Genomic DNA, 18,088 nt, shown 5'->3' with positions numbered 1-18,088 from the left:
GAGTAGCCCCATGCAAGACCGGCTCGAGCGGGACGTCAAATTCCTCAAGCGCTATGCCGTCGTCTCGACGTTGGCGATCACGGTGCTCGTGGCCTCCGCGTTTTCGCGTGATGGGGCGGGGCGCCATGAGAAGTTCACGGAGATTGATGTCGAGCGCATCAACGTCGTCGAGCCCGACGGCAACTATCGGATGGTGATCAGCAACCGGCCGCGCTCCATCGGCCCCGTGTACAAGGGCAAGCCGTTCGGCTACGCCGGCGGAGGGCGACCGGGCATCATCTTCTTCAACGATGAAGGCACGGAGAATGGCGGACTCACCTTCCAGGGGCGGAAGCTGCCGAACGGGACGTATCAGGCGTCCACGCATATGTCCTTTGATCAGTTCAATCAGGATCAGGTGCTGAACTTGGACTACGCCGATCAAAACGGGCTGCGTCGCGTGGGATTCTCTATTGCCGACCGCCCCGACCTCGACATCAAGGATTTGGTCGATGAGCGCGACTCGCTCATGCGCATAGCCGACACGGCCGTGCGCTCCGCCGCGGTCCGAAAGTGGGCCTCGCCGCGCAATGGCATCCCGATGGTGGCGCAGCGGCTGTTCCTGGGGCGCGACCCCGCCAAGAGCGCGGTCCTTGACCTGTCGGACCGGTCCGGCAAACCGCGGCTCCGCCTTGCGGTCGATTCGCTTGGCAACGCGAAGGTCGAGTTCCTCGACGCGGCGGGAAAGGTGACCTACCGTATTCCGAGCGCGCCGTAAGTCCGCACCCGGTTCTTGGCTGCGAGTCTCGCGGGCCCCGTGCGGGACACAGGCGGACTGGGGCGGGCAGCAAAAAGGGCCGCGACGTATTCGTCGCGGCCCTTTTGCGGTACAAGCAACCGAAGACTACGCCTTCTTCGCGAGCCTGGACTTGTTGCGCGCGGCAGCGTTCTTGTGGATCAGCCCTTTGCGGGCGGCGCGGTCAAGCAGGGAGGCAGCGGTCTTCAGCTGCTCGGGAGTCGCCTCAGACGACTTGGCGGTCTTCAGCGCGGTGCGCAGCGTGGAACGCTGGGCGCGATTGCGCACGGCGGCCGCGCGCGACTTCCGCATATTTTTTTTCGCGGACGCAATTCTCGGCACGGAACAATCTCTCAAGTAAGGTGATGCCGCGCGATCATCTGGCCGCACAGGCACTAACGTAAAACACGCCCGCACGGAGCACGGACGAGAATCAGAAGCCTACAGCCGGCAGGGGGGAAAGTCAAGGCGCACAACGGTTTTGACTCTCGGTGCCCCCACCCCTAACTTACTGCTCGACTGCCCGAGAGGGCCTCTTTTTTCCGCCGCCGACCCACCGCGCCTTTTGGACAAGTTCCAGCTCTTTCTTCTCGTCGCCCCGGTCCTGCTGTTCTCGATGGTGGCGCACGAGTATGCGCATGGGTACGCCGCGCTCCGGCAGGGGGATAATACCGCCCTGATGCTCGGGCGGCTGACGTGGAACCCCGCCAAGCACATCGATCCGGTGATGACGCTGTTGTTGCCCATCATCACCTATTTCACCATGGGTTTCGCCTTTGGCGGGGCCAAACCGGTGCCCGTCAACCCGCGCCTGTATCGAAACTTCCGCCGAGGCGATATCATCGTGTCATTGGCGGGAATCGTCACCAACTGCCTGCTGGCGGTGGTGCTGGCGGGCTTAGTGTGGCTGTTGGGGCTCGTGGGGCGGGCGCTCCCGGTCCTCAATAATACGGCCTCGCTGTTACAACTGGCTTTTATGTACGGCATCATGATCAACCTGATATTGGCGTCGTTCAACTTGATGCCCATTCCGCCCCTCGACGGTTCGCACGTGATGAAGCATCTGTTGCCGGCTCGGTTGGCGTGGAGCGATCAGCGCGTGTCGGGCTATGGGTTCCTGCTCTTGTTTGCGCTGCTCTCGTTTGGTCGCCCGGTGCTCGACTGGTGGATGACGCCCGTCCACTGGCTCAACGATGCCGCCATTCACACGCTTTCGCCTTACGTGCTGCTTAGCCCCTGGACGTCGTGACCAGCCCAACTGCCACTGCCACCGCTGACGCGGGATTCATGATCGAGCTGTCCGACTTCAACGGACCGCTCGACTTGTTGCTCTCGCTCATCCGCGACGAAAAGATCGACATCTACGACATCCCGATCGCGCACATCTGTCGGCAGTTCCTCGACCGAATCCACGCGCTCGCGCTCAACGAGGCCGCCGAATATCTGGAAATGGCAGCGCGCCTCCTGCGCATCAAGGCGCACATGCTCCTCCCGCGCCGTGAAGGGGAAGACACGTGGGAAGACCCGCGCGCCGAACTGGTGCGACGCCTGCTGGAATACCAACAGATGCGCGAAGTGGTCGACGTGCTCGAACGGCTCGGCGAGGATCGCCGCAACCGTTTTGCCCGCGCCTACTTTGCCGAACTCGCGCCGCCGCCGCAGGCACCGCTGGCGCTCTCACTGGCGGAACTGCTCACGGCCACCGACCGCGTGCTTCGGGCCGCGCGCAAGCCAACGCTGCACGAAGTCATTCCGCGCGCGCTCGACGTGGACGGTGCCATGCTCACCGTTCGTGCCGTGCTCCAACTGCGGGCCATTGCCCGGTGGCGTGATGTCGTGCGCGACGATGCCGAACCGTGGGAAGTGCTCTCCGGCCTCCTGGCCCTGCTCGAACTTGCCAAGCGTAGCGAACTGAAGCTTGCGCAACCCAAACCGTTTGCTGACGTGGAGATTCGACGTGAACTCGCTGGCGAAGCTGCTTGAGGCCGCGCTGTTCGCGAGTCCTCGGCCTATCCCAACCGAAGAACTTGCGACGCTCGACGCCGAGGCCACACCGGCCGCGGTGCAGGCCGCGCTCGAAGAATTGCGTGAGCACTACGACGTGGATGGTCACGGCGTGGAACTCGTGCAGCAGGGCGCCGGCTGGCAGGTGCTAACCCGTCCGGAATACACCGAGGCCATTGAACGCGCGCAGATGGCGGTGCGTCCGGCTCGACTCTCCGGCGCGGCGCTCGAAACGTTGGCGATCATCGCGTATCGGCAGCCGATTGGCCGCGCCGAAATCGCGGAGATTCGCGGCGTGGATGTGGGCGCCATTCTCAAGTCGTTGCTCGAGCGCGGGCTCATTGAAGTAAGCGCGCGCGGTGAAGGCTTGGGTCGCCCGTTGTTGTATGGCACGACCTCGCTCTTTTTGGAACAGTTCGCGCTGCGGCACCTCGAAGAACTGCCGCGCGTGGACGAACTCGCCATCGCGTTGCGCCGGGAGCCGCAAGCGCAACCGCAATGACCGCCGGGACTATGCGCATCCAGCGAGCCTTGGCGCGTGCGGGCATCGCGTCGCGTCGTAAAGCCGAAGAGCTCGTCGCCGCCGGCCGCGTGAGCGTCAATGGCGCCATCGCCCGCACCGGGCAGATCGTGACGCCCACCAAGGACACGATCCTGGTGGACGGCAAAAAGATCTCCGCGCCGCCGCCGGTCAAATGGTATCTGCTCTATAAGCCCTCCGGTGTGCTCACCACCGCGAGCGACCCCGAAGGGCGCGCCACGGTGTTTGATCTCGTGCCGGAGACGCCGGGGCTCACGTACGTGGGGCGGCTCGATTACATGACCGAAGGGCTGCTCCTGATGACCACGGACGGCGACGCCGCCCACGCCCTCACGCATCCGAGTACCGGCGTGGAGCGCACCTATGTGGCGACGGTGCGAGGCAACGCGCCGGCCGCCGTCACACAGGCGCGTCGCGGAATTGCCCTCGACGATGGGGTCGTGGAAATCACGAGCATCACGGCGACCCCGGCCGGCAATCGCACCTGGTCGCTGGAGATTACGCTCACCGAAGGGCGCAACCGCGAAGTCCGTCGCCTCTGCGAGGCGGTTGGCCTCGAAGTACTGCGCTTGATTCGCGTGCAGTTTGGCCCCATCACGCTCGGCAAGCTCGAACCGGGCGAGGTGCGCGCGCTCACGTCGAAAGAACGGCGCCTGCTCGAAGCCATGGCGCAACCCGTGGGGTAGTAGGGAACCGGGTCTCTGTCCACTTCTCTGGATTCTGATGTGACGCAAAAGACGGTTGGTGTGGTTGACCACACGATGATTCAACAGGTACTCGCCCAAGTGGCGCGGCGTGTCGTCGGCCAGGAACAGATGGTCGAACGGCTCCTCATCTCGCTCCTCACGGGCGGGCATGTGTTGCTTGAGGGTGTGCCGGGGCTCGCCAAGACGCTCACGGTGCGCACGCTCGCTGAGGCAGTGAGTACGACGTTCAGCCGCATTCAGTTTACGCCGGACTTGCTCCCCGCCGACGTGGTGGGCACGCAGATTTACGATCAGGGCACCGGCAAGTTCTCGGTGAAGCAGGGGCCCATCTTTGCAAACATCGTGCTCGCCGACGAAATCAACCGCGCGCCGGCCAAAGTGCAGGCGGCGCTGCTGGAGGCGATGCAGGAGCATCAGGTGACCATCGGCGGCACCACCTTTGTGCTCGAGGAACCGTTTCTCGTGCTCGCCACGCAGAATCCGATCGAGCAAGAAGGCACCTATCCGTTGCCGGAAGCGCAGGTCGATCGGTTTATGCTCAAGCTGCGCGTGGATTATCCCACACGCGACGAAGAAAAAGAAATCATGCGTCGGATGGCGAGCGGCGACACGATCACCGTGGAGCACGTGGCCACGCCGGCGCAGATCTTGTCGGCGCGGAAGCATGTGGCGCACCTGTTTCTCGACGAGCGTATTGTGGACTACATCGTCGATCTCGTGGCGGCCACGCGCCGTCCGGCGGAAGCCGGCATCGCGGACCTCACCAATCTTATTGAGTATGGCGCGAGCCCGCGTGCGACGATTGCGCTGGCGCAGGCCGCACGCGCGCACGCGTTCTTGCGCGGTCGCGGGTTCGTCTCGCCCGACGACGTGAAGGCGATGGCGCCTGACGTGCTGCGGCACCGTGTGCTGCTCACGTACGAGGCGGAAGCGGAGAACGTCACGAGCGATCAGGTGGTCGCTCGGGTGCTCGACGCCGTACCGTCGCCGTGAGCGGGGTCTCCCCTGACATCCTCCGGCAGGTCAAGCGCATCGAGCTTCGCACCCGCGGGCTCGTCAACGCGCGCTTTGTCGGCGAGTACCACTCGGTGTTCAAGGGGCAAGGGATGGAGTTCGCGGAGGTGCGCGAATACCAGCCGGGCGACGAAGTGCGCACCATTGACTGGAACGTCAGTGCGCGCATGCGGCGGTTGTACGTCAAACGCTATGTCGAAGAGCGCGAACTCACCGTACTGCTGATTGTAGACTGCTCGGGGTCGAGTCGCTTTGGCACGGGCGCGCGCGATAAGCAGTCGCTCGCGGCCGAGCTCGCGGCGGTGCTCGCGCTCACGGCCACGCGCAACAATGACCGCGTCGGGCTCGTGTTGTGTTCCGATCGCATCGAGCATGTGGTGCCGCCGCGCAAAGGACGGCGCCACGCGCTCCGTTTGGTGCGCGACGTCCTCGCGTGGCCCGCGACCTCGCGCGCGACCAACCTTTCGGTGGCGCTCGACTGGGCGGCGCAGGTACTCACGCATCGCGCCATCGTGTTCGTGATCTCCGATTTCGTGACACCGCCCATCGAGCGGCAACTCAAGCAACTCTCCCAGCGGCACGATCTCGTGGCGGTGGTGATGGACGATCCCGGCGAGCGTGAACTGCCCGACCTCGGCGTGGCGCGCCTCATTGACGCCGAAACGGGGCGTCTGCTGGAGATCGACACAAGTAATGCAGACGTGCGCGAGCGTTATGCTGCCACGCTGGCCGCAGAACGCACCAGTCGCCAATCGTTGCTCCGCCGGCTCGCCGTGGATGAGGTGATCGTGCGCACGGAGGCCGGCTACACGGAACCGTTGCTGCGCTTCTTCCACACGCGCGAAACGCGACTCAAGCGGCGGCGTCGCCGGTGAGTGGCTCGCGCCGGCTGGCGATGGTCCTTACGCTGTTGCTGCCCGCCGGCGCATCGGGGCAAGCCGCCGCGGCGCGCGCTGCACAGGTCACGGCCACAAGTTCGGCAGACACAGTCAGCGCCGGCCAACCGTTTGTCGTGGCGCTACACGTGCGTGCGCCCAAGAGCGCCATCATCAAGTTCCCCGCGTTGCCCGACAGCACCGACGCCATTGAGCCGATGGATCCGCTCTCCACCAACGACACGCCCGACGACGCGCTGCTCGACCGTACCGCGTCGTATCGTGTGGCCGCGTGGGATGTGGGGCGTCGCGTGCCGCACTTCGCTCCGGTTGTGGTCACGGTGGCTGGCGTATCGGTCAGCTACGAGGTGACCGTCCCCGCCGTCTTTGTCCTTGCCACGCTCCCCGCCGACTCCACGCTCCAGATAGCGCGTGATGCGCGCGATCCGATGTCGCTTCCAACGGGGTTGTGGCGCCTGTGGGTTGTGCTCGCAATTGTGGGAGGGCTCAGCTATGCCTACATGCGGCAGCAACGGGTTCGTCCTCCCAACGCACCGAAGGAACCGGATGCTTTTGTGGTAGCCTCCGCGGCGTTTCGCGCGCTCGAAGAACTCGCGCTCGCCGATGCTGGTGAGCACGGACGACACGTCATTGCGCATACGGACGTTCTGCGCACTTATCTCGCGAGACGGTTTCCTGAAGCCGTGGCCTCATTGACGGTGGTGGAGCTCCATCGCGTGCTCGCGCGCGCCGACTTTCCGGTGCTGCCCGAGCGACTCGCCACGCTACTGGATCGCGATGAAGATGTGCGCTTCGCCGAGTCGGTCATCAATCGCGCCGATGCCGTGATGCTTGCCGCCGAAGCCCGCGCGATCGTGCGCGATGTGGAAACGGCGCACGCGGAACGGCAGCGCGTCCGTGAACGGGGGCCGCAGCGCCCCGCGCGTCGCTGATGCGGTTTGGATGGTTTGACTTCGGCGAGCCGCTCTGGCTGCTAGCACTCCTGGTGCTGGCCCTCTGGCTCTGGTGGCGCCGCCGTCGCACGCCGGTCGCGATTTTGTTTTCGCGCGTGGAGGTGCTCGCTACGGGCCCTTCGACGGGGCGGTGGACGGCCCGCGTGTTACTGGCGGCTCGTGTGCTCGCGATTGCCGGCACGGTGATCGCCCTCGCGAGGCCGCGCGCGGGCGCGCGTGTCGAGCAGGTGAGCGGCGACGGCATCAGCATTATGCTGGCGATTGATTTGTCGAGTTCGATGCTGGCAGAAGACTTTCAGCCGCAGAACCGTCTGGAGGTCGCGAAGGATCGCGTGAAGCAATTCATTAGCGGGCGCGTCGTCGATCAAGTCGGGCTCGTCGCGTTCTCGGGCGAGGCGCTGACGCAGGTGCCGCTGACCATCGATTATCCCGTGCTCTTGGCAGCGGTCGACAACTTACAGCCGGGTCAACTCGAAGACGGAACGGCCATCGGCACGGCCATTGCCACCTCGGTGAATCGCCTGCGGGGTGCGCCAGGACGTTCCAAGGTGCTCATCTTGCTCACCGATGGTGTGAACAATCGTGGCACCATCGACCCTCGCACGGCCGCGCAGTCGGCGGCGGCGATGGGCGTGCGCATCTATACGATTGGCGTTGGTACCGAGGGCATGGCGCCGGTGCCAGTGGGGCGCGGTGTCTTTGGCCTGCGCTATGAACTGCGGCCGGTGGAACTCGACGAGCCACTGCTCGAGTACATCGCCACCACGAGCGGCGGGCGATACTTCCGCGCGCGCGACGGCCAGGCGTTGCAGCGCATCTATCAGCAGATCGACCAACTCGAGCGCTCTCCGATTCACGCGAAGCGGTTCGTGCGCTATCGCGAGCTGTTCCGGTGGCCACTGACCATCGCCCTCTTGGCACTCATGCTCGAGATCGGCCTCGTCGCGCTGCGGGGGCCGCTCCCATGAGCATCGGCTTCGATTTCCCGTGGATCGCGGTGGTGGCCGCTCTGTTGCCGCTTGGAACGGTGGCGCTCTTTACAATGGCGCAGCGGCGCCGGATGCAGCGCTTGGCGCGGCTCGGCGGCCCGGCTGCTCTAGAGCGATTGGCGCCTGTCGAGGCACGACGGTCGCCGCTTTGGCGCACCGCCCGTGTGGCGACGGCGGTGTCATTGATCGCGCTCGGTGTGGCGGGACCGCGGTGGGGGATGGGCACGGCGATCGTGCGTACGGAGGGCGTGGACGTGGTGCTGGCGATTGACGCGTCGCTCTCGATGCTCGCGACCGATGAACTGCCGAGCCGACTCGAACGCCTCAAGCGCGAAGTGCGCGTATTCCGCGCCGCGGCTCCCGGCAATCGCGTGGCCTTGTTGGCCTTTGCCGGACGAAGCTACATCCTCTCGCCACTCACGAATGACGACGGGGCGGTGGATCTGTTCCTCGACAACCTCGACCCCTCGGTCGTCGGCCAGCCCGGCACGGCACTCGCGCCCACCATCACGCAGGGTGTGGATCTCCTCCGTGCGGCGCGCGGCTCGGCGGGACGTGCGCTCGTGATCATGAGCGATGGCGAAGCATTTGACGATAAAGCCGCATCGCTTGCCGCCGCCCGCGGCGCAAGAGACAATGAGATTGCCATCGTGACGGTTGGTTTTGGAACTGAAGCGGGGGGGCAGATCCCCTTGGCCGACGGCTCCGCCGTTGTGCCAAAACGCGACGAAGCCGGGCAAATCGTCATCACGCGTTACGACCCCGCCATGCTACGCGACATCGCCGCTGCGGCGCAGGGCGAATTCATTCCGGCGGGAACCTCCGATCGCGGCACGCGCATCCAGCAAGCGTTGCGCCGACTCGACAGTCAGCAGCGTGACGTGCAAGAAGGGCGCTCGCGTCCGCTGCATCTTGTCCTGTTTCTCTTTCCTGCGCTTCTGCTGTTGCTCCTCGATGCGTGGCGCGCCGACGGCGGAACGTTCGCGCTCGCTCGCCGCTGGTTCCGTTTCGTGGCGCCCGTCGCGCTTCTCGCGCTTCTCACGCTACTCGTGCCGCAGGTCGTCGTCGCGCAGAGCGACCCCATGGATCACTTCAAGGCTGGACGATTCGTGCAGGCCGCGCGGGCATGGAAGCAGAAGATCGCCGAGGGCGACAAGCGCCCTGCAACATTGTACAACCTCGGCACCGCGCTCCTCGCTGCCGATTCGATCAACTCGTCCATTGACGCACTCGAACGCGCCGCATCAGCGCCCGATGCGTCCGTGCGGCAACGCGCGCTCTACAACCTCGGGTTGGCGCATCTTCGTCGTGCACAGCGCGGCGGTGCGGACGTCGACGCCGTGCGTGAGGCAAATGTCGCCGCCGCGGCGTATCGGACATTGCTCCTCCAGCGCAACGACGATGCCGACGCACGCTGGAACTACGAGCTCGCGTTGCGCGTGCGCCAGCAGAATGGCGGAGGCGGGAGTTCCAACAAAGACAATCAGCAACCGCAACAGCAGCGCTCGCGCCCTGAGGAACGGCAGGGGATGAGCCGTCAGCAGGCGGAGCAACTGCTCGCCGCGGCGCAGCGCGACGAAAAAGAATCGCAGGCCAAGCGCCAGCGGGGAACGCGTCAGGAGCGTGCACCGGGAGGAAAGGACTGGTGATGCTGCTCGCCGCACTATTTATGCTGCAAGTCGCACAGGGGTCGCGGGGCGCGCAGGTGCCGCTCCCCGAAGTCGTGACGCGTTCGCGCCTCGATCGCTCGCGCGGCGTGGACTTCCACGCGCTCGCGGTACCGGAAACCGTCTATGTCGGGCAGCAGTCCACCTATCAGCTCGGCGTGTTCGTTGACGCAGAAACGCGTCAGCGCTTGCGGCGGAATCCAGAGTTTGTGCCGCCAGAGTCTCGTGCGCTGCTAGCGTATGATCTGCCGGATCGTTCGGGCGGCTTCACTGGCACTATTGACGGACGTGCGATGGAAGTGCATGCGTTCCGCCGCGCGGTGTTTGCCCTGACACCGGGGCGCTATGAAATCGCACCCGCACGTCTCACCTACGCGCTCCCGCAGTCGGCCAGCTTTTTCAGTCGAGAAGAATCATTTTCGCTTCGCTCCGAGTTGGTAACGATTGTCGCGATTCCGGTGCCGGCGGCAAATCGACCCCCTGATTGGCTGGGCGCCGTTGGCGTCTGGCGGGCGTCGGTGAGTATGGACTCCAGTGCTCAGCGCTCGGGCGATCCCTACGTACTCACGCTCCGCATCGAAGGGCAGGGGAACGTCACCTTACTGGCACGCCCCGCGCTGGAGCTCGAGTGGGCGCACGTCGTGAAGGCCGACGAACGGGTGCGCGTCGATTCCTCTGGGGCACTCCTTCGCGGCGTCAAAGAATTCGACTGGCTTGTCACCCCCCAGATTGCCGGACTGCAGAAAGTGCCGGCGATTCGGTATCCCTTCTTCAATCCGTTCTCGCGGCAGTACGAGGTCACCGCAAGCGCCGTGCTGACCGTGCGTGCGACGGCAGGTGCGGCGGCCGCGGTCATGGATTCCACCGTCGCAGCGCCCGCTGAAGCGCCGCCTGCCGTCGATGGGCCGGTGCTACCGCTACGCCCGGAGCTCGGTGCGCCGTCCTCTGCGCTGTTGGGGCAGTCGGCGTTCGCCCGCGCGCTCTTTGCACTCGCTCCATTGCTCGCGGTATTAGCGTGGGGGTGGCGGCGTCCGCGTCGCCAGCGCAAGCCGATCACGCACGCCGAACGCCTCGCGGCGATGGCGCGCGATGGCGCCGCTCTGCCAGCAGAGATTCGCAATACCTTGCTCGCGGCGCTCGCGCAGCGCGTGCATGCTGACCCTGCTGCGCTAGCGCGACCCGGTGCATGGGAGCGAGCCCTCGCGTTAGAAGGCGTCTTGCCCGCGACAGCCGCCGACGTGGCCTCGGTGCTCGGCGCGCTCGACGCCGCCGCGTTTGGTGGAGACACCGATGTCGGGAGCGCAGCGCTCGCCGCGCGTGCACAGACGGTGCTCGCGAAAGTTGACGCCGAGGCGCGACGTCGCGTGCCACGACCACGTCGGCAGCACGCCACGGCGGCGCTGGTGCTCTTCCTCGCGTTCGCGGCGTCGGCGGCCGCACTGGTCGTCCAGAGCGGGGCTACGCAGTCCTTCGCGCAGGGCACGGCCGCGTATGCGAGCGGGGATGCCCGCCGCGCGGCGCGCTTCTTTGCGGACGCCGCCAAGCTCGAACCGCATACGGCAGCGGCGTGGGCCAACTTTGGCACGGCCTCGTGGGCCGTGAGCGACACAGGGAATGCAGTCCTCGGCTGGCAGCGCGCCCTACGGCTCGATCCCACGTCCGCCGATGTTCGTCAGCGACTGCTCCTTGTCCGCGCGCCGCAGGACGCCGGGCCGGCGCGTGTGCTGCCCATACCCGCGCCACTCCCCGCGCTGCTCGCTCTGGTCATCTGGTGCATCGGATGGGGCGCGTCCATTGCACAACTCTGGCGCCGCCGTCCCGCCCTTCGGTTGATGGCGCTGACGCTCGTCCTTGGTGGCGGAGCGACCACCGCCGCCCTCTCGTTTGAACGGAGTCTCGACGACCGCGGACTCGTTGTTGTGATTGAAGCGGACCCGATGCGCTCCCTTCCTGCCCTCAGTGCCGAGTCTGGTACCGCGCCGATCGTGGGTGAAGTGGGCACGGTGGAAGCGCGCCAAGGTGTCTGGCTGTTGGTTCGACTCGACGCCACGAGGGCCGGATGGATCCCAGCGGCGTCGACCGGCTCCCTCGCGCGCGATTGACCCGCCCTGTTCCCATCGGAAGATTTCTCTCGTGACCACCGTGCAACGCATAGCCGTCCTTCCTCCCGCCGTCGCCGACCAGATCGCCGCTGGTGAGGTGGTCGAACGCCCAGCGTCGGTCGTCAAAGAACTGGTGGAGAACGCCATCGATGCTGGCGCGAGCGCGGTGGATATCACCGTCGCCGAAGGCGGCCGCGCCACGATTCGGGTGAGCGACGATGGCACTGGCATGTCGCGCGAAGACGCGACGCTCGCCATTCAGCGACACGCCACCTCCAAGATTCGCCAGGCCGCTGATCTTGTTGGCGTCGAGAGTTTTGGCTTTCGCGGTGAGGCGCTTCCCGCGATCGGTTCCGTGTCTCGTCTCGAAATCGAAACCGCGCTCGACGACGGAGCCGGCACGCGCGTGCGCGTTGCGGGGGGCGTCCTCGCGGATGTCACCGATACCTCGCGACGTCGCGGCACCACGGTGACGGTTGAATCACTGTTCTTCAACACGCCAGCGCGGCAGAAATTCTTGAAAGGCGCGCGGAGCGAGTGGCGCGCCGTCTCCGATGTGCTCACGACCATGGCACTCGTGCGCCGCGACATTCGCTTTACACTCCAGCACGATGGCCGCGACGTCCTCACCCTACCGCCAGCGGCCACGCTGCGTGAGCGCGTGGCCGCTCTCTGGGGGGCCTCGCTCGCGGAGGCGCTCGTGGTGGTGGACGACGTCAGCGGTCCGGTGCGCGTCACCGGATTGGTGGAACGTCCCGCAGATGTTGGGCTCGTCAGCCGTCGCGTCTTTCTCACCGTCAATGGCCGCGCGGTGCGCGACAACGGCATCGTGCGCGCCGCTGAAGCGGCGTATCGCACCACCATCCCCTCTGGTGTTCGCCCCACCTTGCTGTTGGAGCTCACCGTCCCGGCGGGCGATGTGGATGTGAACGTGCATCCCGCCAAGGCCGAAGTCCGATTCCGCGAACGCTGGCCCACCGAGCGCGTGGTTGAACGTGCCGTCCGCCGAGCGCTCGGCACAGAAGAGAGCGTCGCCGCCTTCGGCGCGTTCAGCCGGCCGTCGACGGGCCCAGGCGACCTCGGCCGCCCACTCGAGATTGCCGATCTCCGCACGCCCCTCAGCTCCACGAGCGCGCCGCTCTTTGACGCGCCCCTTGATGACGACGGAAGCGGGGAATCCGCCTCGGGCAGCGATGGGCACACGGCGCGCGCCGCCGAACCGGCCATCGAGGTGCCGTCGCTCACACAGCTGCGCCGCACCTGGATGATGTTTGAACGCGAAGACGGACTCGTGCTCATCGATCAGCACTCCGCGCACGAACGCATTCTGTATGAGCGCTTCATGGGTTCGCTCTCGCGCGGCGAAGCGCCATCGCAAACGCTGCTCTTTCCCATGACGGTCCATCTCGCCCCCGCTGAGGCGGAGGCATTCGAAGAACATCGCGACCTGTTGGCGGGGCTCGGCTTTGTGGTTGAGGGCTTCGGCGCGCACACGATTGCCGTGCACAGTGTGCCGATGCCGCACCCGCGCTTCGACGCCGAACGCTGCCTGCGCGACACGCTCGCCTCACTCGCGGGCGATCGGCTCGGCAGTGGCCTGAGCCGGCACGAGCGGCTCGCCGCGACGGTCGCCTGCAAGGCGGCAGTGAAGGCCGGCGACGAACTCGCCAGCGCTGAAATGCGCGCGCTCTTCATTGCACTCGCCGGTACCACGCTTCCCGCGCACGACGTGCACGGGCGCAGCACCATCGTTCACATCGCCTGGGATGAGCTTGAGCGCCGCTTCGGCCGTCGCTGAACTCCGCATCATCTGCGGACCAACCGGCGCCGGCAAGTCCGCGATTGCAATGGCGCTTGCGGAGCGTCACGGTCTGACGCTCGTGAGCGCGGATTCGCGTCAGATCTACCGAGGCTTTGATATTGGCACTGCCAAGCCAACGGCGGCGGACCTTGCACGCGTGCCGCACGTGGGCATTGATGTCGCAGACCCCTCCGAACGGTGGTCCGCTGCGCGCTGGGCGGATGACGCGGAGCGAGCCATTCACGAAGTCGGCGCGGCGCACACCCTCGTCGTCGGCGGAACAGGATTGTATCTAAAGGCACTCCTGACGCCACTGTTCAACGCGCCGCCGCTTGATCCAACAGCACGTGCATCGCTCGACTCCGTACTCTCAACACTTTCCGTGGATGAACTCCGCCGCTGGTGTCGCTCGCTCGACCCCGCGCTCGCCGAGCTCGGACGCACTCAACTGCTCCGCGCCATCGAAACCGCGCTCCTGACCGGCGAGCGACTCAGTGAGTTACAGGCACGACTGGCACGCCCGCCGCGCTTTCGAGCGCAGTGGCTCGTGGTGGACCCCGGCCACGCGCTCGCGTCGCAACTCGAGCAGCGTCTCGACAGCATGCTCGCTGGCGGCTGGCCGGATGAAGTGCGTCAACTTGAGGCCACCGTTCCGCCCGATGCGCCAGCGTGGAATGCCTGCGGTTACAGTGCTGTCCGAAAAATGATGCACGGTGACTGCACGCCGGCTGAAGCTCGAGAGGCTATACTTGTGAGCACACGGCAGTACGCCAAACGGCAGCGCACCTGGTTCCGGCATCAACTGGAAGGACAACCCGTTGTCCGGCTGGACCCAGCGCTCGCCTCGGCTGTCGGGCTCGCTGATACGTGGTGGCGCACCGGAGATTTCTCGTGAAGATCGGCATCACCTGCTATCCCACCTACGGCGGTTCAGGCGCGGTGGCCACGGAACTCGGCATCGCGCTCGCGCACCGCGGGCACGAGGTGCACTTCATTACCTACCAGCAGCCCTTTCGTCTGCCGGTCTTCTTGCCGCGCGTCTTCTTTCATGAAGTCGACGTCAGTCGCTATCCGCTCTTCCAATATCCTCCGTACGATCTCGCCCTCGCCGTCCGCATGCACGAGGTGGTGATCAACGAAGGGCTCGACCTCCTGCACGTGCACTATGCCATCCCGCACGCCACCAGTGCCTGGATTGCCAAGCAGATGCTGCGCGACCAAGGGCGAGACATTCCCGTCATCACCACGCTACACGGCACCGACATCACTATCGTCGGACAGGATCACTCGTTTCACGCGATCACCAAGTTCTCCATTGAGAAGTCTGATCGTGTCACGGCCGTGTCGCGCTTCCTCAAGGACGAGACCATTCGGGCCTTCGGTTGCCGCACGGGCGAGATTCAGGTCATTCATAACTTCATTGATCCCGCCGTCTATAACCGCACGGCGCACCCGCCCGCGCTGCGTCAGCAGATTGGCGATGATCGTCGCATTCTCATGCACATCTCGAACTTCCGCCCCGTCAAACGGGTGCGCGACATCATTCAGATCTTCGCCAAGGTGCACGAACGGATTCCGAGTGTGCTCGTGATGGTCGGTGATGGTCCGGACCGTGTGGCCGCTGAGGAAGAGGCGCGCACCCTCGGTGTCGAGCACGACGTGCAGTTCCTCGGACGCATTCAAGATGTCGCGCCGCTCCTCGTGTCGGCGGATCTCTTTGTGCTCACCACCGATCGCGAATCGTTCGGCCTCAGTGCCCTTGAATCCCTTGCCTGTGGCGCGCCAGTCATCGCATACGACGCGGGCGGCGTGCGCGAAGTCGTCAAAGATGGCGTATCCGGCGCGTTGCGCCCGGTCGGTGATATCGACGCGATGGCCGCCGCGGCCTGCGATATCCTCGGCGATCCCGCCCGCTGGCAGACCATGAGCGATGCCGGCGTCGCCGACGCGCGTGCGCGCTTTTCGTCCGATCAGATTGTCGCGGAGTACGAAGCGCTCTATCAATCCGTCCTCACATGAACGATATCACCGTACTGCAAGCGATCATCCTTGGCGCCCTGCAGGGACTCGCGGAGTTTCTCCCGGTCAGTAGCTCAGCGCATTTATCGCTCGCGCCGTGGGCCTTTGGTTGGAAGGAGCCAGGTCTCGCCTTTGACGTCGCTCTGCACGTTGGCACACTGGTGGCGCTTCTCTGGTATTTCCGCGCCGAATGGCGACGGCTCCTTGTGGCCGCGTGGAGCATCGCCCGCACGCGCCGGCTGCAGACGCTCGACGACCATCGCGTGTTGTTCCTTGTGATCGCGACCATCCCAGGCGCCATCGCGGGCAAGCTGCTCAAGCATCAGGCGGAGTCGGTGTTTCGCACGCCGGCGCTCACGGCGACGGCACTTATTGCGATGGGCGCGATCCTCTGGCTCGTGGATGCACGCGCGCGCCGAGATCGTGTCATCGACTCCATGCGTTGGCTGGACGCATTGCTCGTCGGGTGCGCGCAGGCATTCGCGATTATCCCCGGCGTCTCGCGCTCGGGCGCCACGATCACCGCGGGTCGTGCGATGGGGTTCGATCGCACCAACGCCGCAGTCTTCAGCTTCTTGATGTCTATGCCGATCATCGCGGCCGCGGCCGCGCTCGAACTGCCGGCGGCCGTGCGCGAATCCGGCGTATCGCTTCCGCTGGTGGTGGGGGTGACCACCGCCGGCCTGAGTAGTTGGCTTGCCATTGCGGTGCTGCTCCGCTTCGTCAAGACACGCGGCTTCGCTGTCTTTGCCATGTACCGGTTCATCCTCGGTGCTGGCGTCTTCGCACTCTTGGCCCTTCGTGGTGGCTGAGACGTACGACGCGCGCAGTGCGGCCGATATTGCGACCGCCCTCGGCGTCGCTCACGTGGAGCTGTACGCGGAGGTGAACTCCACGATGGACGTGGCGCATCGCGCCGCCGAGGCTCAGGCCGTGGCTGGCACGGTGCTGCTGGCGGACCGGCAAAGCGCTGGCCGCGGCCGCGGCGGAAAGACGTGGGTGTCCGAGTCGGGCCGAGGACTCTGGTTCACTCTTCTCGAACGTCCTAGCACCCCCTCCGGACTCGACGTGCTCGCGTTGCGACTCGGATTGGCAGCGGCTCCCGTGCTGGAGGCCTTTGCCGACGCACCGGTGCGACTCAAGTGGCCCAATGATCTGTATGTTGGTGATCGAAAGCTTGCGGGCATATTGGTGGAGACGCGCTGGCGTGAGGCGCGCGTTGAGTGGGTGGCGATCGGCATGGGTGTGAATGTGTCGACTCCTCCTGAGGTGGCGACTGCCGCAGGGCTACGTCCCAACACCGATCGCGTTGACGTCTTAGCCAAGCTTGTGCCGGCGCTCCGCCGAGCCGCCGCAGAGCGCGGGCCGCTCTCCGCCATCGAGTTGGCAACCTTTGCGGTTCGCGATTACGCCGCCGGTCGGCCCTGTACCGCCCCCGCCGTCGGCGTCGTCCGCGGGGTGACGGATGACGGTTCGCTCGCTATCGTAACAGATTCCGGTGAGCAGTTCTTTCGCGCCGGTTCGTTGGTCCTCGCTGGAGACACGCCATGATCCTCTGCCTCGACGTGGGAAACACCGAAACGACCATCGGGCTTTGCGACGGACTGACCGTGCAGAGCCGCTGGCGCGTGACCACCGACCCCTCGCGCACGCCCGATGAAGTCTATTTTTGGTTGCGCGCCCTCCTCGACGCGTCCGGCGTGGATCGCGCCACGGTGCAGGGGAGCGCCATCGGTTCCGTGGTGCCCGCGGTCACCGCGCCCCTCGCTGACGCCTGCGAACGACTCTCGGGCTTCAAGTCGGTGATCGTCGATGCTCGTTCCAAACTCCCGATTACCGTGGATGTCGACGAGCCGCTCACCGTAGGCGCCGACCGTCTCATCAACACGCTGGCCGCCAGCCGACTCCACAAGCGCGACTGCATCGTCGTTGACCTCGGCACCGCCACCACCTACGACTGCATCACCGCAGACGGCGTGTTCATTGGCGGCGTGATTGCGCCAGGCGTGCAAGTGTCGGCGGAGTCGTTGTTCCGGCGGACGTCAATGTTGCCGGCCACCGAGATCGTCGCTCCGAAGAACGTGATCGGGCGGCGGACCGACGAGTGCATCCGCTCCGGAGTGGTGCTCGGTTCCGCAGAGTCGATCGACGGATTGGTACGCCGCATCAAGGCGGCCTGGCCACGCCCCGCGGTTCCGCTGGTGATCGCCACCGGAGGGCTCGCCGCCGCCTTCAAGCCGCTGTGCTCGGAGATTGAGCTGGTGGAGCCAGACCTCACGCTGGTCGGGCTGGCCATGGCGCACGCGCTGCTGGTTCAGTAGTCGCGCCACAGTCCCTCAGGCCGGGCGATATGCTCCCGCGTCGCACTGACCGCCGTATCGTGAAAATCGGCGGCATCGTCGGTCGGACCAGCCCAGCAGCCGTCACGGCAGGCTAGCTGCGCGGCCCCCTCTGCCAAATTGGCCGAATAGCCGTCGCTAATTCGTTGCAGCCGTTCAACTTGGCGCAACTTGAATGGCACACCCCCTGCAAGTATGTTTAGCTGTTGTTAGCACTCTCCCCTCGTGAGTGCTAACAGAAGAAGACCTTTCGTTTACCACTCGAACCACAAGCAGGAGGT

General features: G+C 65.6%; 18 protein-coding genes. 17 read left to right on the top strand and 1 reads right to left on the bottom strand.

What is annotated here, in order from left to right:
* The first annotated feature begins 10 nt into the window (after positions 1 to 10).
* Positions 11 to 757 carry a hypothetical protein gene (locus NTZ43_05430; GenBank protein MCX5766648.1) on the top strand — a complete coding sequence of 249 codons (747 nt, stop codon included), beginning with the start codon at positions 11 to 13 and terminating at the stop codon, positions 755 to 757.
* Positions 758 to 883: 126 nt separating this feature from the next.
* On the opposite strand, the gene rpsT is transcribed toward NTZ43_05430, so the two are convergent.
* Positions 884 to 1,117, bottom strand: a complete 234-nt coding sequence (gene rpsT, locus NTZ43_05425; GenBank protein MCX5766647.1) for a 30S ribosomal protein S20 — start codon at positions 1,115 to 1,117, stop codon at positions 884 to 886.
* Positions 1,118 to 1,340: 223 nt separating this feature from the next.
* Here rpsT and NTZ43_05420 point away from each other — a divergent pair, with 223 nt between their 5' ends.
* The 16 genes from NTZ43_05420 (at position 1,341) to NTZ43_05345 (ending at position 17,789) form a co-directional block, all read left to right on the top strand.
* The gene (locus NTZ43_05420) at positions 1,341 to 2,024 is read left to right on the top strand and encodes a site-2 protease family protein (protein ID MCX5766646.1); all 684 of its coding nucleotides are present in this window, start codon (positions 1,341 to 1,343) and stop codon (positions 2,022 to 2,024) included.
* Positions 2,021 to 2,758 carry a ScpA family protein gene (locus NTZ43_05415; GenBank protein MCX5766645.1) on the top strand — a complete coding sequence of 246 codons (738 nt, stop codon included), beginning with the start codon at positions 2,021 to 2,023 and terminating at the stop codon, positions 2,756 to 2,758. The genes NTZ43_05420 and NTZ43_05415 overlap by 4 nt, the downstream gene beginning before the upstream one ends.
* On the top strand, positions 2,733 to 3,281 hold the full coding sequence (gene scpB, locus NTZ43_05410) for an SMC-Scp complex subunit ScpB (GenBank protein ID MCX5766644.1): 549 nt from the start codon (positions 2,733 to 2,735) through the stop codon (positions 3,279 to 3,281). Before NTZ43_05415 ends, scpB begins: the two co-directional genes overlap by 26 nt.
* Positions 3,282 to 3,292: 11 nt before the next feature.
* A complete protein-coding gene (locus NTZ43_05405; GenBank protein ID MCX5766643.1) occupies positions 3,293 to 4,006 on the top strand; it encodes a pseudouridine synthase in 714 nt (237 codons plus the stop codon).
* Between the two features lie 75 nt (positions 4,007 to 4,081).
* A complete protein-coding gene (locus tag NTZ43_05400) occupies positions 4,082 to 5,020 on the top strand; it encodes a MoxR family ATPase (protein MCX5766642.1) in 939 nt (312 codons plus the stop codon).
* Positions 5,017 to 5,916 carry a DUF58 domain-containing protein gene (locus NTZ43_05395; GenBank protein ID MCX5766641.1) on the top strand — a complete coding sequence of 300 codons (900 nt, stop codon included), beginning with the start codon at positions 5,017 to 5,019 and terminating at the stop codon, positions 5,914 to 5,916. Before NTZ43_05400 ends, NTZ43_05395 begins: the two co-directional genes overlap by 4 nt.
* Positions 5,913 to 6,869 carry a hypothetical protein gene (locus tag NTZ43_05390; GenBank protein MCX5766640.1) on the top strand — a complete coding sequence of 319 codons (957 nt, stop codon included), beginning with the start codon at positions 5,913 to 5,915 and terminating at the stop codon, positions 6,867 to 6,869. The genes NTZ43_05395 and NTZ43_05390 overlap by 4 nt, the downstream gene beginning before the upstream one ends.
* Positions 6,869 to 7,858: a VWA domain-containing protein gene (locus tag NTZ43_05385; GenBank protein MCX5766639.1), complete on the top strand. Its 990-nt coding sequence runs from the start codon at positions 6,869 to 6,871 to the stop codon at positions 7,856 to 7,858. The genes NTZ43_05390 and NTZ43_05385 overlap by 1 nt, the downstream gene beginning before the upstream one ends.
* Positions 7,855 to 9,528, top strand: coding sequence for a VWA domain-containing protein (locus tag NTZ43_05380; GenBank protein MCX5766638.1), 1,674 nt, complete (start codon positions 7,855 to 7,857; stop codon positions 9,526 to 9,528). Before NTZ43_05385 ends, NTZ43_05380 begins: the two co-directional genes overlap by 4 nt.
* A complete protein-coding gene (locus NTZ43_05375; GenBank protein MCX5766637.1) occupies positions 9,525 to 11,648 on the top strand; it encodes a hypothetical protein in 2,124 nt (707 codons plus the stop codon). Before NTZ43_05380 ends, NTZ43_05375 begins: the two co-directional genes overlap by 4 nt.
* Positions 11,649 to 11,688: 40 nt before the next feature.
* Positions 11,689 to 13,446, top strand: a complete 1,758-nt coding sequence (gene mutL, locus NTZ43_05370; protein MCX5766636.1) for a DNA mismatch repair endonuclease MutL — start codon at positions 11,689 to 11,691, stop codon at positions 13,444 to 13,446.
* Positions 13,421 to 14,344, top strand: a complete 924-nt coding sequence (gene miaA / locus NTZ43_05365; GenBank protein MCX5766635.1) for a tRNA (adenosine(37)-N6)-dimethylallyltransferase MiaA — start codon at positions 13,421 to 13,423, stop codon at positions 14,342 to 14,344. Before mutL ends, miaA begins: the two co-directional genes overlap by 26 nt.
* Positions 14,341 to 15,468, top strand: a complete 1,128-nt coding sequence (gene bshA, locus NTZ43_05360) for an N-acetyl-alpha-D-glucosaminyl L-malate synthase BshA (GenBank protein ID MCX5766634.1) — start codon at positions 14,341 to 14,343, stop codon at positions 15,466 to 15,468. Before miaA ends, bshA begins: the two co-directional genes overlap by 4 nt.
* Positions 15,465 to 16,280, top strand: a complete 816-nt coding sequence (locus tag NTZ43_05355; GenBank protein MCX5766633.1) for an undecaprenyl-diphosphate phosphatase — start codon at positions 15,465 to 15,467, stop codon at positions 16,278 to 16,280. The genes bshA and NTZ43_05355 overlap by 4 nt, the downstream gene beginning before the upstream one ends.
* Positions 16,273 to 17,019: a biotin--[acetyl-CoA-carboxylase] ligase gene (locus NTZ43_05350; protein MCX5766632.1), complete on the top strand. Its 747-nt coding sequence runs from the start codon at positions 16,273 to 16,275 to the stop codon at positions 17,017 to 17,019. Before NTZ43_05355 ends, NTZ43_05350 begins: the two co-directional genes overlap by 8 nt.
* A complete protein-coding gene (locus tag NTZ43_05345) occupies positions 17,016 to 17,789 on the top strand; it encodes a type III pantothenate kinase (GenBank protein MCX5766631.1) in 774 nt (257 codons plus the stop codon). The genes NTZ43_05350 and NTZ43_05345 overlap by 4 nt, the downstream gene beginning before the upstream one ends.
* Positions 17,790 to 18,088: the final 299 nt, after the last annotated feature.

This window comes from Gemmatimonadota bacterium (genome assembly GCA_026387915.1).
Classification (GTDB): domain Bacteria; phylum Gemmatimonadota; class Gemmatimonadetes; order Gemmatimonadales; family Gemmatimonadaceae; genus Fen-1231.
The sequence above is the reverse complement of the archived record's forward strand: the minus strand, read 5'-3'. Positions and strand labels throughout refer to the sequence as shown.

Coding starts and splice junctions, on each gene's coding strand:
- NTZ43_05430 (MCX5766648.1), top strand. CDS start 11: ATGCAAGACCGGCTCGAGCGGGACGTCAAATTCCTCAAGCGCTATGCC.
- NTZ43_05400 (MCX5766642.1), top strand. CDS start 4,082: ATGATTCAACAGGTACTCGCCCAAGTGGCGCGGCGTGTCGTCGGCCAG.
- NTZ43_05405 (MCX5766643.1), top strand. CDS start 3,293: ATGCGCATCCAGCGAGCCTTGGCGCGTGCGGGCATCGCGTCGCGTCGT.
- NTZ43_05380 (MCX5766638.1), top strand. CDS start 7,855: ATGAGCATCGGCTTCGATTTCCCGTGGATCGCGGTGGTGGCCGCTCTG.
- NTZ43_05355 (MCX5766633.1), top strand. CDS start 15,465: ATGAACGATATCACCGTACTGCAAGCGATCATCCTTGGCGCCCTGCAG.
- NTZ43_05345 (MCX5766631.1), top strand. CDS start 17,016: ATGATCCTCTGCCTCGACGTGGGAAACACCGAAACGACCATCGGGCTT.
- NTZ43_05385 (MCX5766639.1), top strand. CDS start 6,869: ATGCGGTTTGGATGGTTTGACTTCGGCGAGCCGCTCTGGCTGCTAGCA.